The following is a 16,678-nucleotide window of genomic DNA, read 5'->3' as shown; positions in this document are numbered from 1 at the left end:
ATAACACCAACAAATTCAGAATATAAACTTTGTTTAATATCCACTTTTTCATGCACATGTATATCAATTTTGAGATAACACGCCCGTATTGAATGGCATAGCCTTATTCATTGAATGGTTTATACCCAAACAACCTGAAGATGCTCGCATTCAGGTTGTTTGGGTATATTGGCTGGCCGCATCAACGCGCCGATGCGCCAATGATCGCGTATCTGATTAAGGAAATTATTTATGTACCTCATGTCATCGATCTTGAAAACGTTTGTGATCGGCATTGCCTATCTCTTTGTCACGGCAACAGCCACTGCGGAGCCCTACAACGGGTATCTGGCGTCACAATCTGTCGTCGTCGATGCGCGCATTACAGGGAGTGAATTAACAGAGAACAACAATGGCGGAATTAAAGTCGTGGAATACAACCACGCGGTGATCAACTTTAATGATGCGTTCGACACTCACAGTCACACCTTTACAGCGCCGGTTTCTGGGTTGTACAGCATTGATGCACGCTATGCGCAGCGCACCTGTGGCTTTAAATATTTGCTCCGCATCGGCATTTCGATTCCCAACGCGATAGCCCCAGGCAGTAACGCTTCCATTGGCCCTGTTACGTTTGCAAACAACGACACTGGCTGCGCCATTCCCGGCGTGGCTGCGGTCGACAGCATCATGTACCTAAACCAAGGTGACACCATTTTCATTCAGGCGCGTTATCAGCGCGCGCCGTATGATGTGTCGCCGTGGAATTACATTAATGACTATCAAAACCGTCTTGTGATCACCTACCTAAGCGAAGGTGACGGCTGTTATAGCTGTGGCGGAACGCCATAACGTAAACGGTTTTTCAGCGCCAACAGAAACGCCCCATTTATGCCAAGTGTTCCTCAATGCTGGCAAAAAATGGGGCGTTTGTTCTCACGCAGTAACGAATTTACTCAATAATCTGACCGCGGATCTCTCCAGCCGCATTTGCAGGCGTATGCACATTCACATAATTACCACCTTCTACGAATGTGGTTTGCTGCCCTGCATCCAACACCGTGTTGACGGGTGTTTGCCAAATATTCACATCACCACTGTCTTGCTCGAGCCCCACAAGCACACCGCCATTCGCACCAAAGACACCGATGTGAATGTGTGCAGCGGTGGCATTTGAAGCGCCCTCTGTTATCGCTTTTAGCGTCAAGCTACCTGTCTCTGTATTTAACAGCGCGTAACCATTGCCTTGTGCAGAGGTTGTCACCGCGGGCACTTCTTGGTTTCCATCAATCGGGAAGGTAAACAGCACTTGCTGGTTCGTGGTGATCTGGCCTCTTATCTCACCGCTTGGCGTTCCAGGCGTGTGGAAGTTTGTGTAATAGCCACCCGCATTTAAGGTCGCCAATGTTGCCGCATCAAGTTCAGTGTTCGCGGGGGTTGTCCAGACGCCAGCATCTGTTGCGTCTTGGTCGAGAACAACCAGCACGCCGCCATTGCTGCCTACTTCACCAATGTGAATATGCGCTGCCGTCGCATCGTCGATCTCTTCAGTGTTTACGCGAAGGTTCAACGTCTGGTTTTCACTGTTGTACTCGGCATAGCCGTCACCACTTGCGCTCGTGGTCACTGCGGGTACTTCCTGCGAGCCATCCACTTCGAAGGTATAAATGGTGGTGGTATCAGGCACAATTTGCGCGCGCACTTCACCAGAAGGCACCGTGCTTGTGTGAAGGTTTATGTACCAATCACCGCTCAACAGCGTTTGAAGTTGTTCATCGGTCAGATCGCTCGCATCAATGCTGGCCATGTCGTTTGAATCTGGCGTACCAAATGGGAAAACCACAGCGCCTGTTTCGCCAATGTCCCCAGCATGAATATGCGCTGCAGTGAGATCGCTAAAGTTGCTGGTATCAAGCGTGGCTTTCAGTTGCTTGGCATTTTCATCCACGTCTATCGTTGAGCTGGCCGATCGTGTGGAATCGTTCATCGGCACCGCTTGTTGTCCTGTCAGCATCAATGCGTACGTTTTGGTGGCCGTAAAATCAGGGGATGAAGGCGTGACTGTGTTGTTATCGTCATCATTGCATGCAACCAATGTGGTTAAAGCTACCGCTGCTGCTATGTATTTCATTTTATCGTCCTATTGATATGCCCAACCTTTGACGTACCCATGTGTCTCCGATCATTAGGCGACAACAAGAAGGTCAACAAAGGCGTTGATAAGAGAAACGCCGAATTTCTGGCTCCATTTCAGGGGTGTTGTATTCGGTGTTTGTGTAAACACACAGGTGGGACGAACACGATGGGGCACTGGATTCAGATACAGAGCAACGCATTGATGCAATACAATCGATTCTCAATAAAGCAACAAAAAGCCCTTGTTTTATATAGGGCTAAAACCAAAAAAAGCACAGTGAATACACTGTGCTCTGCCCTATTTTCTCACGCTGAATGTCGCGGGTAACGACACATTACAACCACTTTTCGATCAAGATTTCGTCGATGTATTCGCCGCGAATTTTCGCGTGTTTCTTTGCCGTCCCCACCACCTCAAAACCTTGCCTTAAGTAGGTCGCCAGTGCATTTTCATTGTCGCTACGCACATAGGCAAACAACTTTTCATACCCTTTGCTTTTCGCATCTAAAAATGTGGCATTAAAAAGCGCGGTTGCAATGCCTTGGCGACGATATTGTGCATCCACAAAGGTGCCAATGATGCCGACATGGTTAAAGGCGCTGGTATACGATGCAAAAGGCTCAACATTTTGAAACCCAACCACGATCGAATCTTGAGTGTTAATGGCGATATTGAATACACCATTTTGAGGGAAGCCTTTGATGAATTGCACTTCTTCTTCCGCAGAAAATGGCGTATCAAGGATTGTATAGCGCCCTTCATCAATGATCGGATTGAGAATATTCACGATACCTTCCGCATCATGAATCTCGGCCTTGGCTTCCCTAACGACTAACTGCATACCCACCTACCACTTTTTAGTTTTCATCAATGTGTTGTGAAAACGCACTGCACGCAGTTCGCCCCACACGCCGTCATCATACGAGGCGCTTTACACGATGCAATCAAATGGGGTTCGTTGGATCACTTAGTGAACAAGGTGCTGTTTGTTTGATCAATCTTGCGTCGACATCAACAGCTTGATACCGAAAAAGCCAAACAAACTCGCAGAAAGTCGGGTTAACCATTTCTGGGCAGAATCACTCACCGACAGTTTGTGGCTAATCAGGGAAGACGCCCAAGCGATGAAGTGACACCAAATCATGACATTGAGGTTAAAAACAAGGCCAAGCACGATAAAGGCCAGCGCTTTGTTTTCACTGGCATCTGAAATGAATTGTGGCACAAACGCGAGGAAGAAAATCGCCACTTTAGGGTTGAACACATTCGTGACAAACCCTTGAGAGTAAATCTTCATTAAGGAGGTTTTAGCAGGCTGAGGCGGCAAATCAGCGCGGTGTTCATTCGTGTTCTTCACGCTTCCCACTAACATCGTCAAGGCCATGTAGATCAGGTACAGGCCACCGAGCATTTTCACGACAGTGAACGCCGTTGCAGATGTCGCCATAATGGCAGAAAGCCCAAATGCCGCCGCAAAAACATGAACAAGCGTTCCGCTCCCAATGCCTAATGCCGCTGCTGAGCCCGCTTTAAACCCTTGACTGGCCGCACGACCAGCAATGAGCAATGAATCAGGCCCCGGCATCATGTTGAGCAGGAAACCTGAGATAACAAACAACCAAATGTTTTCGATTCCTAGCACCGGGTAAGCTCCTTCTTAGGGTGAGAAATGCACAACGCGTCATTGCCCGCCAAGCATAACGAGTTTTTGCCCCGAAAGCTTACCCGTTTCCGTCATTCCCCCAATGAGACAGTCAGTCTCTTTGGGTGTGAGGACCCAATACCCGCTAGCGCGCTACCAGGTTTTTATCCATGTCGGCGTAGTAGCGTTGAAGGGCATCAACAATGACGATGTCCACATCATCATGTTCGAGATAAACAGGCATCCCCATGTCGATCAATTTGTCTTCAGCATCTTGCAAGGTTTGGGATATGAAAAGTGTTGGAAGGTGCATATAACTGCCCGTGACCGATTTCCCTTGCGCCGCAAGGAATGACACCGTGTGTTGAAACACCTTTTTTTGCAGACGAACGAGCGCGTCAAGAGACGAGACTTTAAACGTCAGCGGCGCAAACCAATCCGTATGCTGGCCCTTGTATTGTTCAAGCTCGCCATCAACTGCTGCGCCTTTACCGTGCGCCGTCAAAAGGCACTGCGCCAGCACATTTGATGCATCAATCACCTCGATGTGTGCTGGAATCAACCCCTCTTGCTTGAAACGCGCACAGCTTGCCGCCGTCAGTACAAGCGGCAATTCCGTACAACCGAGGACGACCTTAGAACAACCTTGCTGTTCGCACTCAGAACGAATCACCTCACACAACAGCGCTTCGGCTTCTGGTGTGATTTGCGCCGTTTTAATACCAAAAGCAGAATCGTAAATCGCCGCCATCACTTTCTGTTGGTTATCGACCGATGGCTTAGTGGATGCAACACCTTGTTCCATCAGTGCCGCTTGATAGAGACCCGAGTCAACCAAACTATTCACGCCCATCACCAGTACCTTGTCTTGTGTGCCTTCTAAGGTATGTGCGGTTCGATGAAGCATGTCCACGAAGGTCACTGGCACTTCTGGTAACAGTTTTCGGAACAGATCGTGCGCGCTATTACAGGCCAACCCCATGACATCCGCACCGAGATATTGCATGAAACGCAGCGTGTAGATGGCCGTATCAGCCTTTCTTAATTCAGGTTCGTCCGTTGGTTTCCAGCTTTGCATCACTTCGTCAGGTTTGTAGGCCAAACGTGAGTTACCGAACGCGATAAACGCGCGTTTATCCGCACCCTTTATGGCATCAATTTTTTCGACCAAATCCACCATGGCTTCATTGCCTAAGCCACCAATAATGCCAATACGTGGCAAATGCGTACTGCTCATAAAAACCCCTTTTAAATTGCGCGAATGCTCTGAAAATCGACTTCAGAACAAGGACCAATGGCGATCCGATAACGCAATCTAAACAAGAGATTCCAAATTTTCTTTGATCAAACAGCAGCATAGAGACGCATTAACAGCATATCTATCTAGTGATATAACAAAAACTAGATGTTAATCATGCTATCAATAACAAAGCACACCGACTCGTTAACGGAATAAAAACAAGGACATATTAGTCACATTTTTTGTATGGGAAATTGCAATTCCCTTGAATTCCCACAGGGCGGGTGGAAATATGTCCCGCAGATTAAGGATTTGGGAAAAATTCCCCATGGACAGAAAAACCTTCATCGACACGGTGAATGGATTGGATTCGTTAACAGCCGCAGAAGTCGTTATTGCTCAGTATTTTATGAAGCACTACACGATGCTGCCGTTTGCCAAAATTGATGAGCTTTGCAAACAGATGGGGCTGGGAAAAGCCACCCTTGGTCGCTTTTTGCAGCGCTTGGGGTTCAGTGGCTTTTTAGAGTTTAAAAAGCAGGTTTCAAACGATCTTGCATTAACATTAACCACCCCCATTGAACGCTACGAAGGCGCTCAACATAACGACGCCGACCAAGGTGTATTGGAAAGTCATTTTGACGAAGTCATGTCTAACATGACGCAAACCATCGCATCTCTGTCTGAATCTGACTTTAATCTCGCCATTGATTACATGCAAAACCCCAATGGGAAGTTGTATGTTATTGGCAGTGCCTCATCAGAAGCGCTCGCCAATTATTTCTATTTACTCGCGCGATATTTACGCAAAGATGTGGTTTGGCTTAAAGCCGATATTTCCACACTGCCCCACCAGCTTATTGATGTTTCAACGAACGACACCTTGCTCGCCATTTCATACCACCGCTTTTCACTCACCACCGTTCGACTCGTGAAATGGTTCCACCAACATGGTGGACGCGTTGTGTTCGTGACAGACCAACCTGTAAACCCTTTTGTGTCCTACTGCGACGTTCAGTTTGCGGTGGAAAGCGCGAGTTCGGGTTTCTTTAACAATCGCACTTCAGGCTTCGCATTGATTGAAGCATTTATAAAAGGACTTTCTCGCCAAAAAGAAAAAAATGACCGATTTAAACGAATAGACAGTCTGTTCGAAGAATTTAACGTTTTTTAGTTTTCATTCTTTATACATAAATCGGTCACGCATTTATTCATCAGCACCGCCAGCAAAACCGTTAACAAATAAATGCATTATATCGCCAATAATTAACATAATGGCGGAGGACTTTCTGCGCTTTAAATTCAAGAAAATTCGATTCTAATTTCACAATTTGCTCTTTTCATTAAAGAGTTTCACATTTGACTGTAAGAAATGAGGTTTTAAATGATCACATTATTAGCCTTGCCGATAATATTCGGTGTTGGTTACTTCATTGTTAAAAAATATAACACGCAAGCTGTGCTGTTCCTTGCTGGCTTATTCATGATTGCGCTTGCTGTTATTGATGGCACTACTGACTTTTTACCGAAAGGCGGTAAACCAACAGGCTCGATCATTGTCGATTTCTTTGAGGTGATTAAAGTCATTTCATCATCCACCCTCTCGAAGCTCGGTCTGATCATCATGGCTGTGGGTGGTTTCTCTAAATACATGGGGCACATTGGTGCAGCAAACGCGATGGTAAACATCGCCACCAAGCCGCTTTCCCACATTAAAAACCCCTACATGGTATTGGCACTGGCTTACATCATTGGTCAGCTCATCAACATCTTTATTCCTAGCGCGACGGGCCTAGCACTCTTGTTGCTGGTTGCCATGTATCCAGTATTAGTTGGCGTGGGCTGTAACCCAGCGGCCGCCGCTGCGGTTGTTGCGACCACGGGCTGTTTGGACTTAGGCCCCGCATCTTCTGCCGCGAACAAAGCCGCGGAAGTATCAGGCATTGATGTTGCTACCTACTTCGCCAGCTACCAATTCCCAGTAGCCATGGTGTCGATGATTGTTATCGCTGCCCTGCACTACTTCAGCCAGCGTTACTTTGACAAGAAAGACGCAGAAAAAGGCGTCACGCACGAATTCAACATTGAAGCGAAAGAGCAACGAGAAGCACCACAATGGTTTGCGATTCTGCCTGTACTGCCGTTGATGCTCCTTCTGACCTTCAGTAAGTTTGCTATCACCACCATTCGCATGGACGTGGTAACAGCCATGTTCATCGCCCTGTTCGTCGCCATGGTTTGTGACTTCATTTACACCCGTGACGGCAAAGCCGTTGCTGCCTCTTTGAAGGTGTACTTGGAAGGCATGGGTGCGGTGTTCTCAAGCGTAGTGAGCTTGATCATTTCAGCGCAAGTGTTCGTGGTAGGTCTCACCGCGATTGGCTTCATCGACATGTTACTAGGTAGTGCTGCAAACCTTGGGTTGGGTTACTTAGCCATGGTGCTCATGCTGGTTGCCATCATTGTGCTGGTTACCATGCTGTCGGGTTCAGGCAATGCATCATTCTTTAGCTTCTCAAACCTCGCACCAGAAGTGGCAGCGCAGGTGGGTACAACCGCTGCGCATGTCGCAATGCCAATGCAACTTGCAGCGGGTTTGATGCGCTCTGCATCGCCCGTTGCTGGTGTCGTTATCGCCTGTGCTGGCGTGGCAAACGTATCGCCTATCGAGCTAGCAAAACGCACCATGATCCCAATGCTGGGCGGCCTGGCCTCGGTGCTCGTATGCTCACAGGTGCTGATCTAATTCCCTAGAAACAGCCATCACATGAACACGTAAGTTTTTATCAGGTTGAGGTGTGTCGTCTAAGCAAGGTCTAGACAAGATCGCAATGACGCACCCAACCTGTTTTTGTATTTTTTCCACGCGATTCACTAAGAAGCGCGTATAGGAGAACATAATGAATATCGTTGATCGCTTTCTGCAATATACCCGCATTAACACCACCACCAGCCGAGAAAAAGGCGCTGCTGGCATCATGCCGTCTTCTGAAGGACAAAGGGTGTTGGCGCAATTGATCGCCAAAGAACTTGAAGCCTTGGGCATGGAAGACATCGTGTTGCGCGATACCGCCATCCTCACCGCGACCTTGCCTTCTAACGTGCCAGCGTCGGCGAAAACCATCCCAACGGTGTCTTTCTTTGCGCACCTTGATACCAGCGCAGAGCAGTCTAACGACACCAAGGCGCAAGTCGTGCCTTACAACGGCGGTAATATTTGCCTCAATGCAGAGTTAGATATCATCCTAAAACAGGCAGAATTCCCAGAGCTTGCTCAGTATGTGGGTGACGACATCATCGTGACCGACGGCACCAGCCTGCTGGGCGCAGATGACAAGGCGGCCATTGCTGCCATCATGCACGCGTTGCAAACACTGAAAGCGAACCCAGACATTCTTCACGGTGACGTGAAAGTGGCCTTCGTCCCTGATGAAGAACAAGGCCTGCGCGGTGCGAAAGCCTTCGACGTAGAAAGCTTTGGTGCAGACTTTGGTTACACCTTGGACTGCTGTGGCATTGGCGAATTCGTGCATGAAAACTGGAATGCGGGCGATGCAGTCATCACCTTCACCGGCCAATCTGCACACCCTATGTCAGCGAAAGGGAAACTGAAGAACTCACTATTGATCGCGCACCAGTTCATCAACATGTTGCCAGCAGGCGAAGCACCGCAATACACAGAAGGCCGCGAAGGCTATTACTGGGTGAAAGAGATGACCGGAAACAGCGCAAAAACCGTGCTGAAAATGGACATTCGCGACTTCACCAAACAAGGCTACCAACACCGCATGGCGTTTTTGCAGAACTTGTCTGACAGTTGTGCTGGCCTATGGGGCGAAGGAACGGTATCGATTCACTTGGCAGATCGCTATGAAAACGTGGCAAACAGCTTAGAAGGTGAGGCAAGTTTCCCAATCGACATCGCCAAAGAAGCCTATGCCCGCAACGACATTCAAATGAACGCGATCCCAATGCGCGGCGGTTATGACGGTGCCGTTCTTTCTCAGAAAGGGTTGCCATGCCCGAACATCTTCACTGGCGCACACAACTTCCACTCCATCTACGAATACTTGCCCGTGAAATCGCTGCAAGCCGCCAGTGCCGTGGTGGTGGAAGTGATCAAGATTACCGCAGAGCGTCATTTGTAAGTTATCCAACCCACATCGGGCGCCCCCCGCCCGATGTTCATTCTCTCTCGCTCACGCCGTCCATCTCTTATTCTCTTGTCGCCTTCTCGTCCCTCAAATCTCGCGCCTCGTTTCTCAATAAAAACCCTTCTCGGCAGAGAACAGAATTGTTATAACCCATGAAAGCCCGATGAATATTTGGACGAAAGGACGCGACACCACCATGGAAATTAGGTTTACCCAACTCTCTGCCACGGGCGCAACATCAACGCTCAACATCGAACACTGGGCAATCGCTCCACAGGAATCTTGGGCGGTATTCAGCACCGAAGGCGACATTGGTTCTTTGTTGGGTGAATTACTGGTGGGTGAACTTGAATTTGATGGCGAATTGCACCTATCGCCAGGGACATTCGCGCAAGTGTCTTTGGTCGAGCAGCAGCGTTTACTCGATGACGAACTGGCGAAAGATGACACCGACTTTCTCGATCGTATCGATGCAGGCAGCACTGTTTACACACTGATATTCGAACAATGCCATGATGATGCCCTCACGCAAAAGCTCATTGATGAGCTGGATCTGAATCATCTCAAAGAGAGCGGTTTTCGCGTACTTTCTACAGGGGAAACGCGCCGCGTCATGCTAGCGCGCGCATTGGCCACGCAACCAGATTTCATCGTGCTCGATAATCCTTTCACCGGCCTTGATGTTGCGCACCGCGCGTCGCTGGCAACTTATCTCACCGCCCTTTCCCAACGCGTACAAATGCTGGTGACCTTTTCACGAGAAGAAGACATGCCAGAGTGGGTTGACCACATAGCGCTGTTTAACCATGGAAAGCTCGATAGCTTGATGAACAAAAACGCGTGGGATACTCACCCCATCATCACGCAAATCAAGGCGCAATCGAAAGAGCAAAGCGAACACATGATGGCGCTAATTCGTCGCTATCAACACAGCACGCCATTCGAAAACCCGATCTTTGAACTCAAAAACGGCGAAGTCGCCTATACCGAAAAAACCATCTTCACCGAGATCGATTGGCGCATAGACAAAGGCCAGCACTGGCAGGTAAAAGGCCCGAACGGCTGCGGGAAAAGTACACTGCTCGGGATGATATTTGGCGATCACCCACAGTGTTACAGTAACGACATTCAGATATTTGGTAAGCAACGCGGATCAGGTGAAACCATCTGGGAAATCAAAAAACACATCGGCATGGTGTCGTCAGCGTTACATCTGCAATATCGCGTGAACTGTTCGGCACTCGATGTGATTTTGTCAGGCTTTTATGACTCTATCGGCCTTTACAACCAGCCTTCATTGAAAGAGCGAGAAATCGCCAAAGAATGGCTCGATATTCTTCATATGCGCCAATACCTAAAAACACCTTTTCGCAAGTTGGAATATGGGCAACAGCGCTTGTTACTGATTGCGCGCGCCATTGTTAAACAGCCGACGCTATTGATTCTGGATGAACCCTATCAAGGTTTGGATTATCTAGGGCGAAGACTAATGAAAAACACCTTGGAGCTGATTGCGAAGGAAAACCTCAGTCAGCTTCTTTATGTGTCCCACTACCAAGGTGATGAGCTAGAAAGTATCAAGCATTCACTGACGTTTGAGTTTGATGAAGCATCTGAGTGCTACCGTGCAACAGCGCAGTCACGTTAGTCTGCACACCGTTGACTCACATGGCTAAACCAAAGGATGGATGAAAAGGCAGCTAAGCGCTGTCTGCACTTGCTTGTTCACGCCAACGCGAGTGCCATTGGGTGAGTTGTTCAATCGGCTTAGGTCGGCAAATCAAAAAGCCCTGGATCAACATGTTTGGATAGTGCGAGACCAAGTATTCCAACTCTTCTAGCTCTTCAACGCCCTCCGCCACCAGTTTGAAATTCTCAGTCGGTGAAAAAGTTGCAAGAGAGCGCACGATAGCCTGACTGAACGGGTCGTTGTGGATTTGGCGCACCAATGAGCGGTCAATTTTCACTTCGGTGAACGGCAAGCGTCTGAGCTGCTGAATGTTGGTGAAGCCTGTTCCAAAATCATCCATCGACACCCCATACCCCTGAATGCGTAAACGGTTGAGCGATTCCAATTGTTCGGCAGATTTCAGCGCATGCTCCTCCGTGATTTCGAGGATGATTTGGTGCTTATCAATGTTCTGCGCATCAAACAATTGGTGAAGACGCTTAGGAATATCCAGATCGGAAAGCTGAGTCGGCGAGAGGTTGATACTGATGCACACATCATTGCCAAATGCCTTTAGTAACGCGGGCATATCAGTCGCAATTTTCTGAGCCAGCTGCATGGTGATGGTATCGACAAGATCATGCTGGATCGCGGTGCCTATGAAGTTATCTGGCAAGATCATCTCGTTGTCTTTCGCGACTTCAATCCTTGCGACCACTTCTAAACTTTCAACGCGATTGCTAACAGGATTTAGCTTGGGTTGGTAGTAAGGGACGATGCTATCGCGAGACACATGACCGATCAGCTCATCACGGGTCATCTTTTCCAAATGAAGGCGTTTTTTCCGCCCCACGTAACCCATGCGTTTCAATACCCGCGAAAGGCCGTCTCGGCTGATGGGTTTTGCAATGCTGCCCAACAGGTATATCTCCTGTTGTTGAGCAATGTTGGCAGCCAGTTCGACAACACGGGTTTCTAAATCAGAAACGATACACACGCCGCCGCGAAACCCAAGATCACCAAGTTCCCGAATCACACCCATGCCATCAATTTCTGGCATGTTCAAATCCGTCAGAACCACGTCATATTTCTTGGGGTTTTGCTTCACGGCATCGAGCGCCAATTGCGGCTGAGTGAAGCTGTCTACGTTGTTGTATCCGAGTTGAGAGAGCACAGACTCGATCATTATGATCATGCTTTCTGTGTCATCAATGACGAGTATCCACTTTTCTCTATCCAAACCTTCACCCAAAACTTACTGCATCACGCCGTGAGCCATTGTTGTTATTTATTATTCATCCAGAGCGACACTGGGGTGTAAGCATTCCGTATGAAACGGATCACATTGAAACACTAGAATTTCAGATAACTTATCAATTTAGTGAATGTTAAAAAAGACACATAACGCTTCATTATTAAGACATCATGATTATTTTAATTCTTTCAGAAAAAACCATGATCATGATATTTAAAGAGTTATTAACGAGGTGAATAAATGAACAGATCACATAGTTGAAGGGAATGAAAAGCCAGCATACCAACGCTTTGCACCCGCTTCATTATCTACAATCCCTGCAAATCCACATGACACACCAGTCCTATTTTTGAGAAGAAAATTAACAATCACCTTATTCATCTGGTTTTTGTAAGCATTTATCGAACGAATACACTATTACTAGACACGGGCTAGGCAACAGTGTGTATACGAGCAAACGTGCAAAGAAACGTGCTCAAAAATAGCCCGCTATTAATATAATAACGCAAGACTCTGTTTCTATTGTTTTATTTACCTTTTCCCTACTCAAGAATAAGGATCATGGTGCAACGCTTATTTTCTTTCGTAGTGAAAGTGGCGACACCTTGATGACTATTGCCTGTCTGCGAATAAAAACACCTTGGTGTATAACACGGCCAATAAAAATGACGTGAAAGGCAACCGCAAAGTGTTATGAGAAAGCTGGAATGAAAACCCCTTTAACGAACAGTTGGTTATTGCAGTTCATGTCGTCCGCTCTTCCCCGCCATTCCGGGGCACTCAGTGCATTGAGAGATGGAATGTTATGGCTAGTGCCCTGCCTGATCTTGTCAAACATTTTAAGCTTCGCGTCGAGTCTGCTCGATTTTTTTGGCTCAAACGCAGTGTCATTGATCAATGGCCTTCACCACCTAAATGAATGGCTCACGAGCCTATATCCCTATTTCTTTGCCGCCTCCATCAGCATGATGCTCGCGATTTACTGGCGGTTACCTCGCCCACCTATCGCCATTTTGAACATGGCGTACATCGCAATCACCGCACAGATCCTCGGCCATGAAGGCCAAGCTGAAGCCACCTTATTGTTGTTTGTTGGTCTCACTATGCCGCTTTATACCGTGCCACTGATATCGAAGTTAGAGCGTCTGCCTTACGCACGTATTTTAGAAACCGAGCTCGCAGGCAAACCGGTTAAAGACTCGATGAACTTAATGCTCCCCGGCGCGATTGTCGCCGCCGTGGTTGCCGCTGTCGCCGTGATGCTCAATGCGCTGTTTAACTACTTCGAACTCGAAATCGTGCTAGGCGCATTTCATGGCATTGATGTCGAAAATAGTCCTATTGAATCGGGCTGCACATTTGCTGCGTTGAATTCCATGCTTTGGTTTGTTGGCATTCACGGTTACTACGCGTTAACGCCCATGGTAGAACCCTTGCTCGCAGCGCTGGAAATGAACCGTGCCGCCGTACTCGCAGGCGGTGATGCGCCCAATGTGATGACCCTTTCGACCCTTTCTCTGTTTGTATTTATTGGCGGTGCGGGCGCCACGCTGGGTTTATCCATCGCGCTGATTGCCTTTTCGAAAAGCAAAATGATGCGGGTGATTGCCATAACCAGCATCCCCCTCGGGCTGTTCAACATAAACGAACTGCTGTTATTCGGATTGCCTATTATCTTCAACCCGCGTTTGTTCCTTCCCTTTCTTTTCACGCCACTCGTGAACGTTGTTGTTACCGTACTTGTGCTGCAAATGGGCTTGGTCGCCGCGCCTTACACATTAGCTCCGATGAGTAGCCCAATCATCATCAATGCATACGTAGCGACGGGCGGGGATATTTCTGCTATTGCGTTGCAGCTCTTTATTATCGCCCTCAACGTGCTGATCTATCTGCCTTTCGTGCGTAGAATCGACAATCAAGCTAAGCAGCAAGAGGTCTACATACCGTCTCTCGACACCACGTTTACCCGCAGCGAAGAAGAAGCATATGTGCTTTCCGTTGACCCGGTGCGCGAGTCTTTGCTTCGTTCAAAAGAAATGGAAGAAACCCACAATCGCATCGCGCTTTTCTCCAACCGCGAGTTCTATTTGGAGTACCAACCTCAGATCAATTCAAACACGCAAAAAGTCGTTGGGATGGAGGCCTTGATTCGCGTGAAGGATCAGCAAGGCAACGTGGAATTACCTTCGGACTTCCTGCATATCTTTGAGAAAGCCAACATGATGAGCGACATTGACGTGTGGGTAGTCAAAAACAGCGTGGCGCAGTGTGAAGCATGGAAACGCGACGGGTTAGAAATTCCAATTAGCGTCAACATTACCAGCCCGACGCTGACCAATGCGCAAAAAATGAGTGACATTCTTCTGCTGATTGAACGCGTCCCCGGATTGATCCATGTCGAAATTACCGAAGACACGCTGATCCAAAACGAATTCATGGTGGGCGATTCCATTCGCCGACTCCACGAGGCCGGCGCACGCGTTCATATCGATGATTTTGGGACGGGTTACAGTTCCCTTAGTTACCTAAACCGTTTTGATATTGATGCGCTCAAGATTGACCAAAGTTTCGTGGCTGCACTCAGTAACGATAAAGGAAAAAAGGTGTTTAACGGCTTAATTGCTATTGCCAACGAGCTCGATATCAAAATTATTGTCGAAGGCGTAGAGACCAAGGAGCAATATGCTTACGTCTCACAGAAAGCGGATGTAGAAGTACAAGGTTGGTATTTCTCGCGCGCCATCGCCGCGAACGATTTCGCCAGCTTCAACATTCAACACACCGCCACAATGAACGCAAATATATAGTTGGACGACAGCCATTGAACCATGCAGACAGAGCACTGAAACGTGCTCTTCTCACTTTCGCATGCTCGCGCTTGCCACCTCGCTAGCATCGATTCATCGGTGATGTGCTCGCGAACTCATTTCTAAGTCAACCCTGTCTCTGTATACTCCGCCTTATTGCACTGTCGCACATCAACAAGGTTCCATTTCATGCCATCAACACCCGCGCATTCCGTTATCGTTCTCGACTTCGAAACCACAGGCTTATCACCCAATATGGGCGATCGCGCCATCGAAATCGGTGCGGTTAAATTGGTGAACGGTGACGTCGTCGATACCTTCCAAGAATTGATGAATCCAGGCCGTCGTGTCAGCAGTTTTATCGAGGGTTACACGGGCATCACCAACAACATGCTGCGCACTGCCGCGAGCTGTGAGGAAGTGATGGAGAAGTTTGGGCATTTCATCGGCGACAGCCACCTTGTTGCGCACAATGCCTCGTTCGATAAGCGCTTTTTGGATGCTGAATTAGAACGTGTGAACGTGCGTTATTCTGGCCAGTTTGCCTGTTCCATGTTGATTGCTCGCCGCCTGATCCAAGATGCACCTACGCATAAGTTGGGCGATTTGGTGCGCTTCAAGCACATCGACAACGACGGCGTATTTCACCGCGCGTTGGCCGATGCTCAAATGACAGCCAAACTCTGGATGGTGATGATTGAAGAACTGGAACAACAAGGCGTGTTCGACCCTAGCTTCAAACTGATGCAGACCATCAGCAAAACCAGTAAGGGGGCGATGAAAGGCTTGTTTGAGAAAGTGCGCGCCTAGTCTTCATACGCGCCGTTAGCGCGTCGGCGCAACGGCGTAGTATTGTTCTTTCTCCGCCAGAAAGCGGGCAAGCAACAAGGTCAAATTGGCGCGTCGAGATTTGTCCGGCCATACGGCGTAACATCCCAGCGGGCTGAGCGTCCATTCTGGCAACAAGTGAACAAGTTTACCTGACTTCAACCCTTCTTCAGCAAGGTGCCACGGTAAAACCGTCACGCCCACGTTTTGCTGCACAAAGTAAAACAACGCATCGATACTGTCTACTTGCAGACGGTAGTTATTGAAGGCAATCACCCGAGTTTCGCCATCCACGGCGAATTCCATGTTCTCATTACGCTGTTTATAGCTGATCCAATCCCACGATTGAATATCTTCAAGCGTTTCTGGGTTAGGTCGAGACGCAACATAGTCAGCGCTGGCGACAAGCACACGTTGATACTCTCCGAGCTTGCGCGCGACCATTGAACTGTCATCCAACCAGCCCATCCTAATGTTCAGATCAAAGCCGTTTTCTATGAGACCGACAAGGTGATCCGTATAAGACACCGATAAGGTCACGCGTGGGTATTCCCGAACAAATTCCGCCAATATCGTAGAAATTCTAGAAGACGCCATGTAAGCAGGGAGCGACACATTCAACGCACCAACAGGCTCAACAGACAACGCATTCAGTTCGTCCAATCCCATTTCCGCATTGCGCAACATTTCTACCACGCGAGGATAAAACAACCGCCCTTCATTGCTCAGCGCGAGTTTGCGCGTGGTGCGATAAAGCAAGGTGATCCCAAGATGGTCTTCAAGATCTGACACGGTTTGGCTCACTCGAGACGGTGCCAAGTTCAAATCTTTTGCCGCTGCACGAAAAGAACCTTCGTCCACCACGCGGGCAAATATTGCCATGTGTTTTAGGTAATCAATCATTGTTCTGCTCTGCGGAATTATATCTTCTGATAATACAGGATAACAGATATAAACAATTTGTTGT

General features: G+C 48.2%; 13 protein-coding genes. 7 read left to right on the top strand and 6 right to left on the bottom strand.

Annotated elements, in window-relative coordinates; translation table 11 throughout:
- The first annotated feature begins 231 nt into the window (after nucleotides 1-231).
- Nucleotides 232-831 (top strand): hypothetical protein, encoded by a 600-nt coding sequence (locus EQP46_RS10125; RefSeq protein ID WP_129493530.1) that lies wholly within the window; start codon nucleotides 232-234, stop codon nucleotides 829-831.
- 100 nt (nucleotides 832-931) lie between these two features.
- Here the strand turns inward: EQP46_RS10125 and EQP46_RS10120 are convergent, their stop codons facing one another.
- The 4 genes from EQP46_RS10120 to EQP46_RS10105 all read right to left on the bottom strand — a co-directional run bounded on the left by EQP46_RS10120 (nucleotide 932) and on the right by EQP46_RS10105 (nucleotide 4,995).
- Nucleotides 932-2,110, bottom strand: a complete 1,179-nt coding sequence (locus tag EQP46_RS10120; RefSeq protein WP_129493529.1) for a CHRD domain-containing protein — start codon at nucleotides 2,108-2,110, stop codon at nucleotides 932-934.
- A 340-nt stretch (nucleotides 2,111-2,450) separates the two neighbouring features.
- Nucleotides 2,451-2,957 (bottom strand): GNAT family N-acetyltransferase, encoded by a 507-nt coding sequence (locus tag EQP46_RS10115; RefSeq protein ID WP_129493528.1) that lies wholly within the window; start codon nucleotides 2,955-2,957, stop codon nucleotides 2,451-2,453.
- A gap of 153 nt (nucleotides 2,958-3,110) precedes the next feature.
- Nucleotides 3,111-3,758, bottom strand: coding sequence for a LysE family translocator (locus tag EQP46_RS10110; protein WP_129493527.1), 648 nt, complete (start codon nucleotides 3,756-3,758; stop codon nucleotides 3,111-3,113).
- A gap of 145 nt (nucleotides 3,759-3,903) precedes the next feature.
- A complete protein-coding gene (locus EQP46_RS10105) occupies nucleotides 3,904-4,995 on the bottom strand; it encodes an aspartate/glutamate racemase family protein (protein WP_129493526.1) in 1,092 nt (363 codons plus the stop codon).
- A 331-nt stretch (nucleotides 4,996-5,326) separates the two neighbouring features.
- Here EQP46_RS10105 and EQP46_RS10100 point away from each other — a divergent pair, with 331 nt between their 5' ends.
- From EQP46_RS10100 to modF, 4 genes are all read left to right on the top strand, one after another.
- Nucleotides 5,327-6,172, top strand: a complete 846-nt coding sequence (locus tag EQP46_RS10100) for a MurR/RpiR family transcriptional regulator (RefSeq protein WP_129493525.1) — start codon at nucleotides 5,327-5,329, stop codon at nucleotides 6,170-6,172.
- 210 nt (nucleotides 6,173-6,382) lie between these two features.
- Entirely contained in the window at nucleotides 6,383-7,744 is a 1,362-nt protein-coding gene (gene dcuC / locus EQP46_RS10095) for a C4-dicarboxylate transporter DcuC (protein ID WP_129493524.1), read from the top strand.
- Between the two features lie 154 nt (nucleotides 7,745-7,898).
- Nucleotides 7,899-9,146 carry a peptidase T gene (pepT, locus tag EQP46_RS10090; protein WP_129493523.1) on the top strand — a complete coding sequence of 416 codons (1,248 nt, stop codon included), beginning with the start codon at nucleotides 7,899-7,901 and terminating at the stop codon, nucleotides 9,144-9,146.
- Between the two features lie 202 nt (nucleotides 9,147-9,348).
- Nucleotides 9,349-10,800 (top strand): molybdate ABC transporter ATP-binding protein ModF, encoded by a 1,452-nt coding sequence (gene modF, locus EQP46_RS10085; protein WP_129493742.1) that lies wholly within the window; start codon nucleotides 9,349-9,351, stop codon nucleotides 10,798-10,800.
- Nucleotides 10,801-10,852: 52 nt separating this feature from the next.
- Here modF and EQP46_RS10080 read toward each other — a convergent pair whose 3' ends face one another.
- Nucleotides 10,853-12,073 carry an EAL domain-containing response regulator gene (locus EQP46_RS10080; protein ID WP_129493522.1) on the bottom strand — a complete coding sequence of 407 codons (1,221 nt, stop codon included), beginning with the start codon at nucleotides 12,071-12,073 and terminating at the stop codon, nucleotides 10,853-10,855.
- An 803-nt stretch (nucleotides 12,074-12,876) separates the two neighbouring features.
- Between EQP46_RS10080 and EQP46_RS10075 the strand changes: the two genes are divergently transcribed.
- Together EQP46_RS10075 and EQP46_RS10070 are read left to right on the top strand one after the other, a co-directional pair.
- Nucleotides 12,877-14,883 carry an EAL domain-containing protein gene (locus EQP46_RS10075; RefSeq protein ID WP_240671698.1) on the top strand — a complete coding sequence of 669 codons (2,007 nt, stop codon included), beginning with the start codon at nucleotides 12,877-12,879 and terminating at the stop codon, nucleotides 14,881-14,883.
- A 189-nt stretch (nucleotides 14,884-15,072) separates the two neighbouring features.
- A complete protein-coding gene (locus EQP46_RS10070) occupies nucleotides 15,073-15,693 on the top strand; it encodes a 3'-5' exonuclease (protein WP_129493520.1) in 621 nt (206 codons plus the stop codon).
- A gap of 15 nt (nucleotides 15,694-15,708) precedes the next feature.
- Here EQP46_RS10070 and EQP46_RS10065 read toward each other — a convergent pair whose 3' ends face one another.
- A complete protein-coding gene (locus tag EQP46_RS10065) occupies nucleotides 15,709-16,614 on the bottom strand; it encodes a LysR family transcriptional regulator (protein WP_129493519.1) in 906 nt (301 codons plus the stop codon).
- Nucleotides 16,615-16,678: the final 64 nt, after the last annotated feature.

The organism is Enterovibrio baiacu (assembly GCF_004120195.1).
Taxonomy (GTDB): domain Bacteria; phylum Pseudomonadota; class Gammaproteobacteria; order Enterobacterales; family Vibrionaceae; genus Enterovibrio; species Enterovibrio baiacui.
This window is presented reverse-complemented; position numbering and strand designations above follow the sequence as displayed.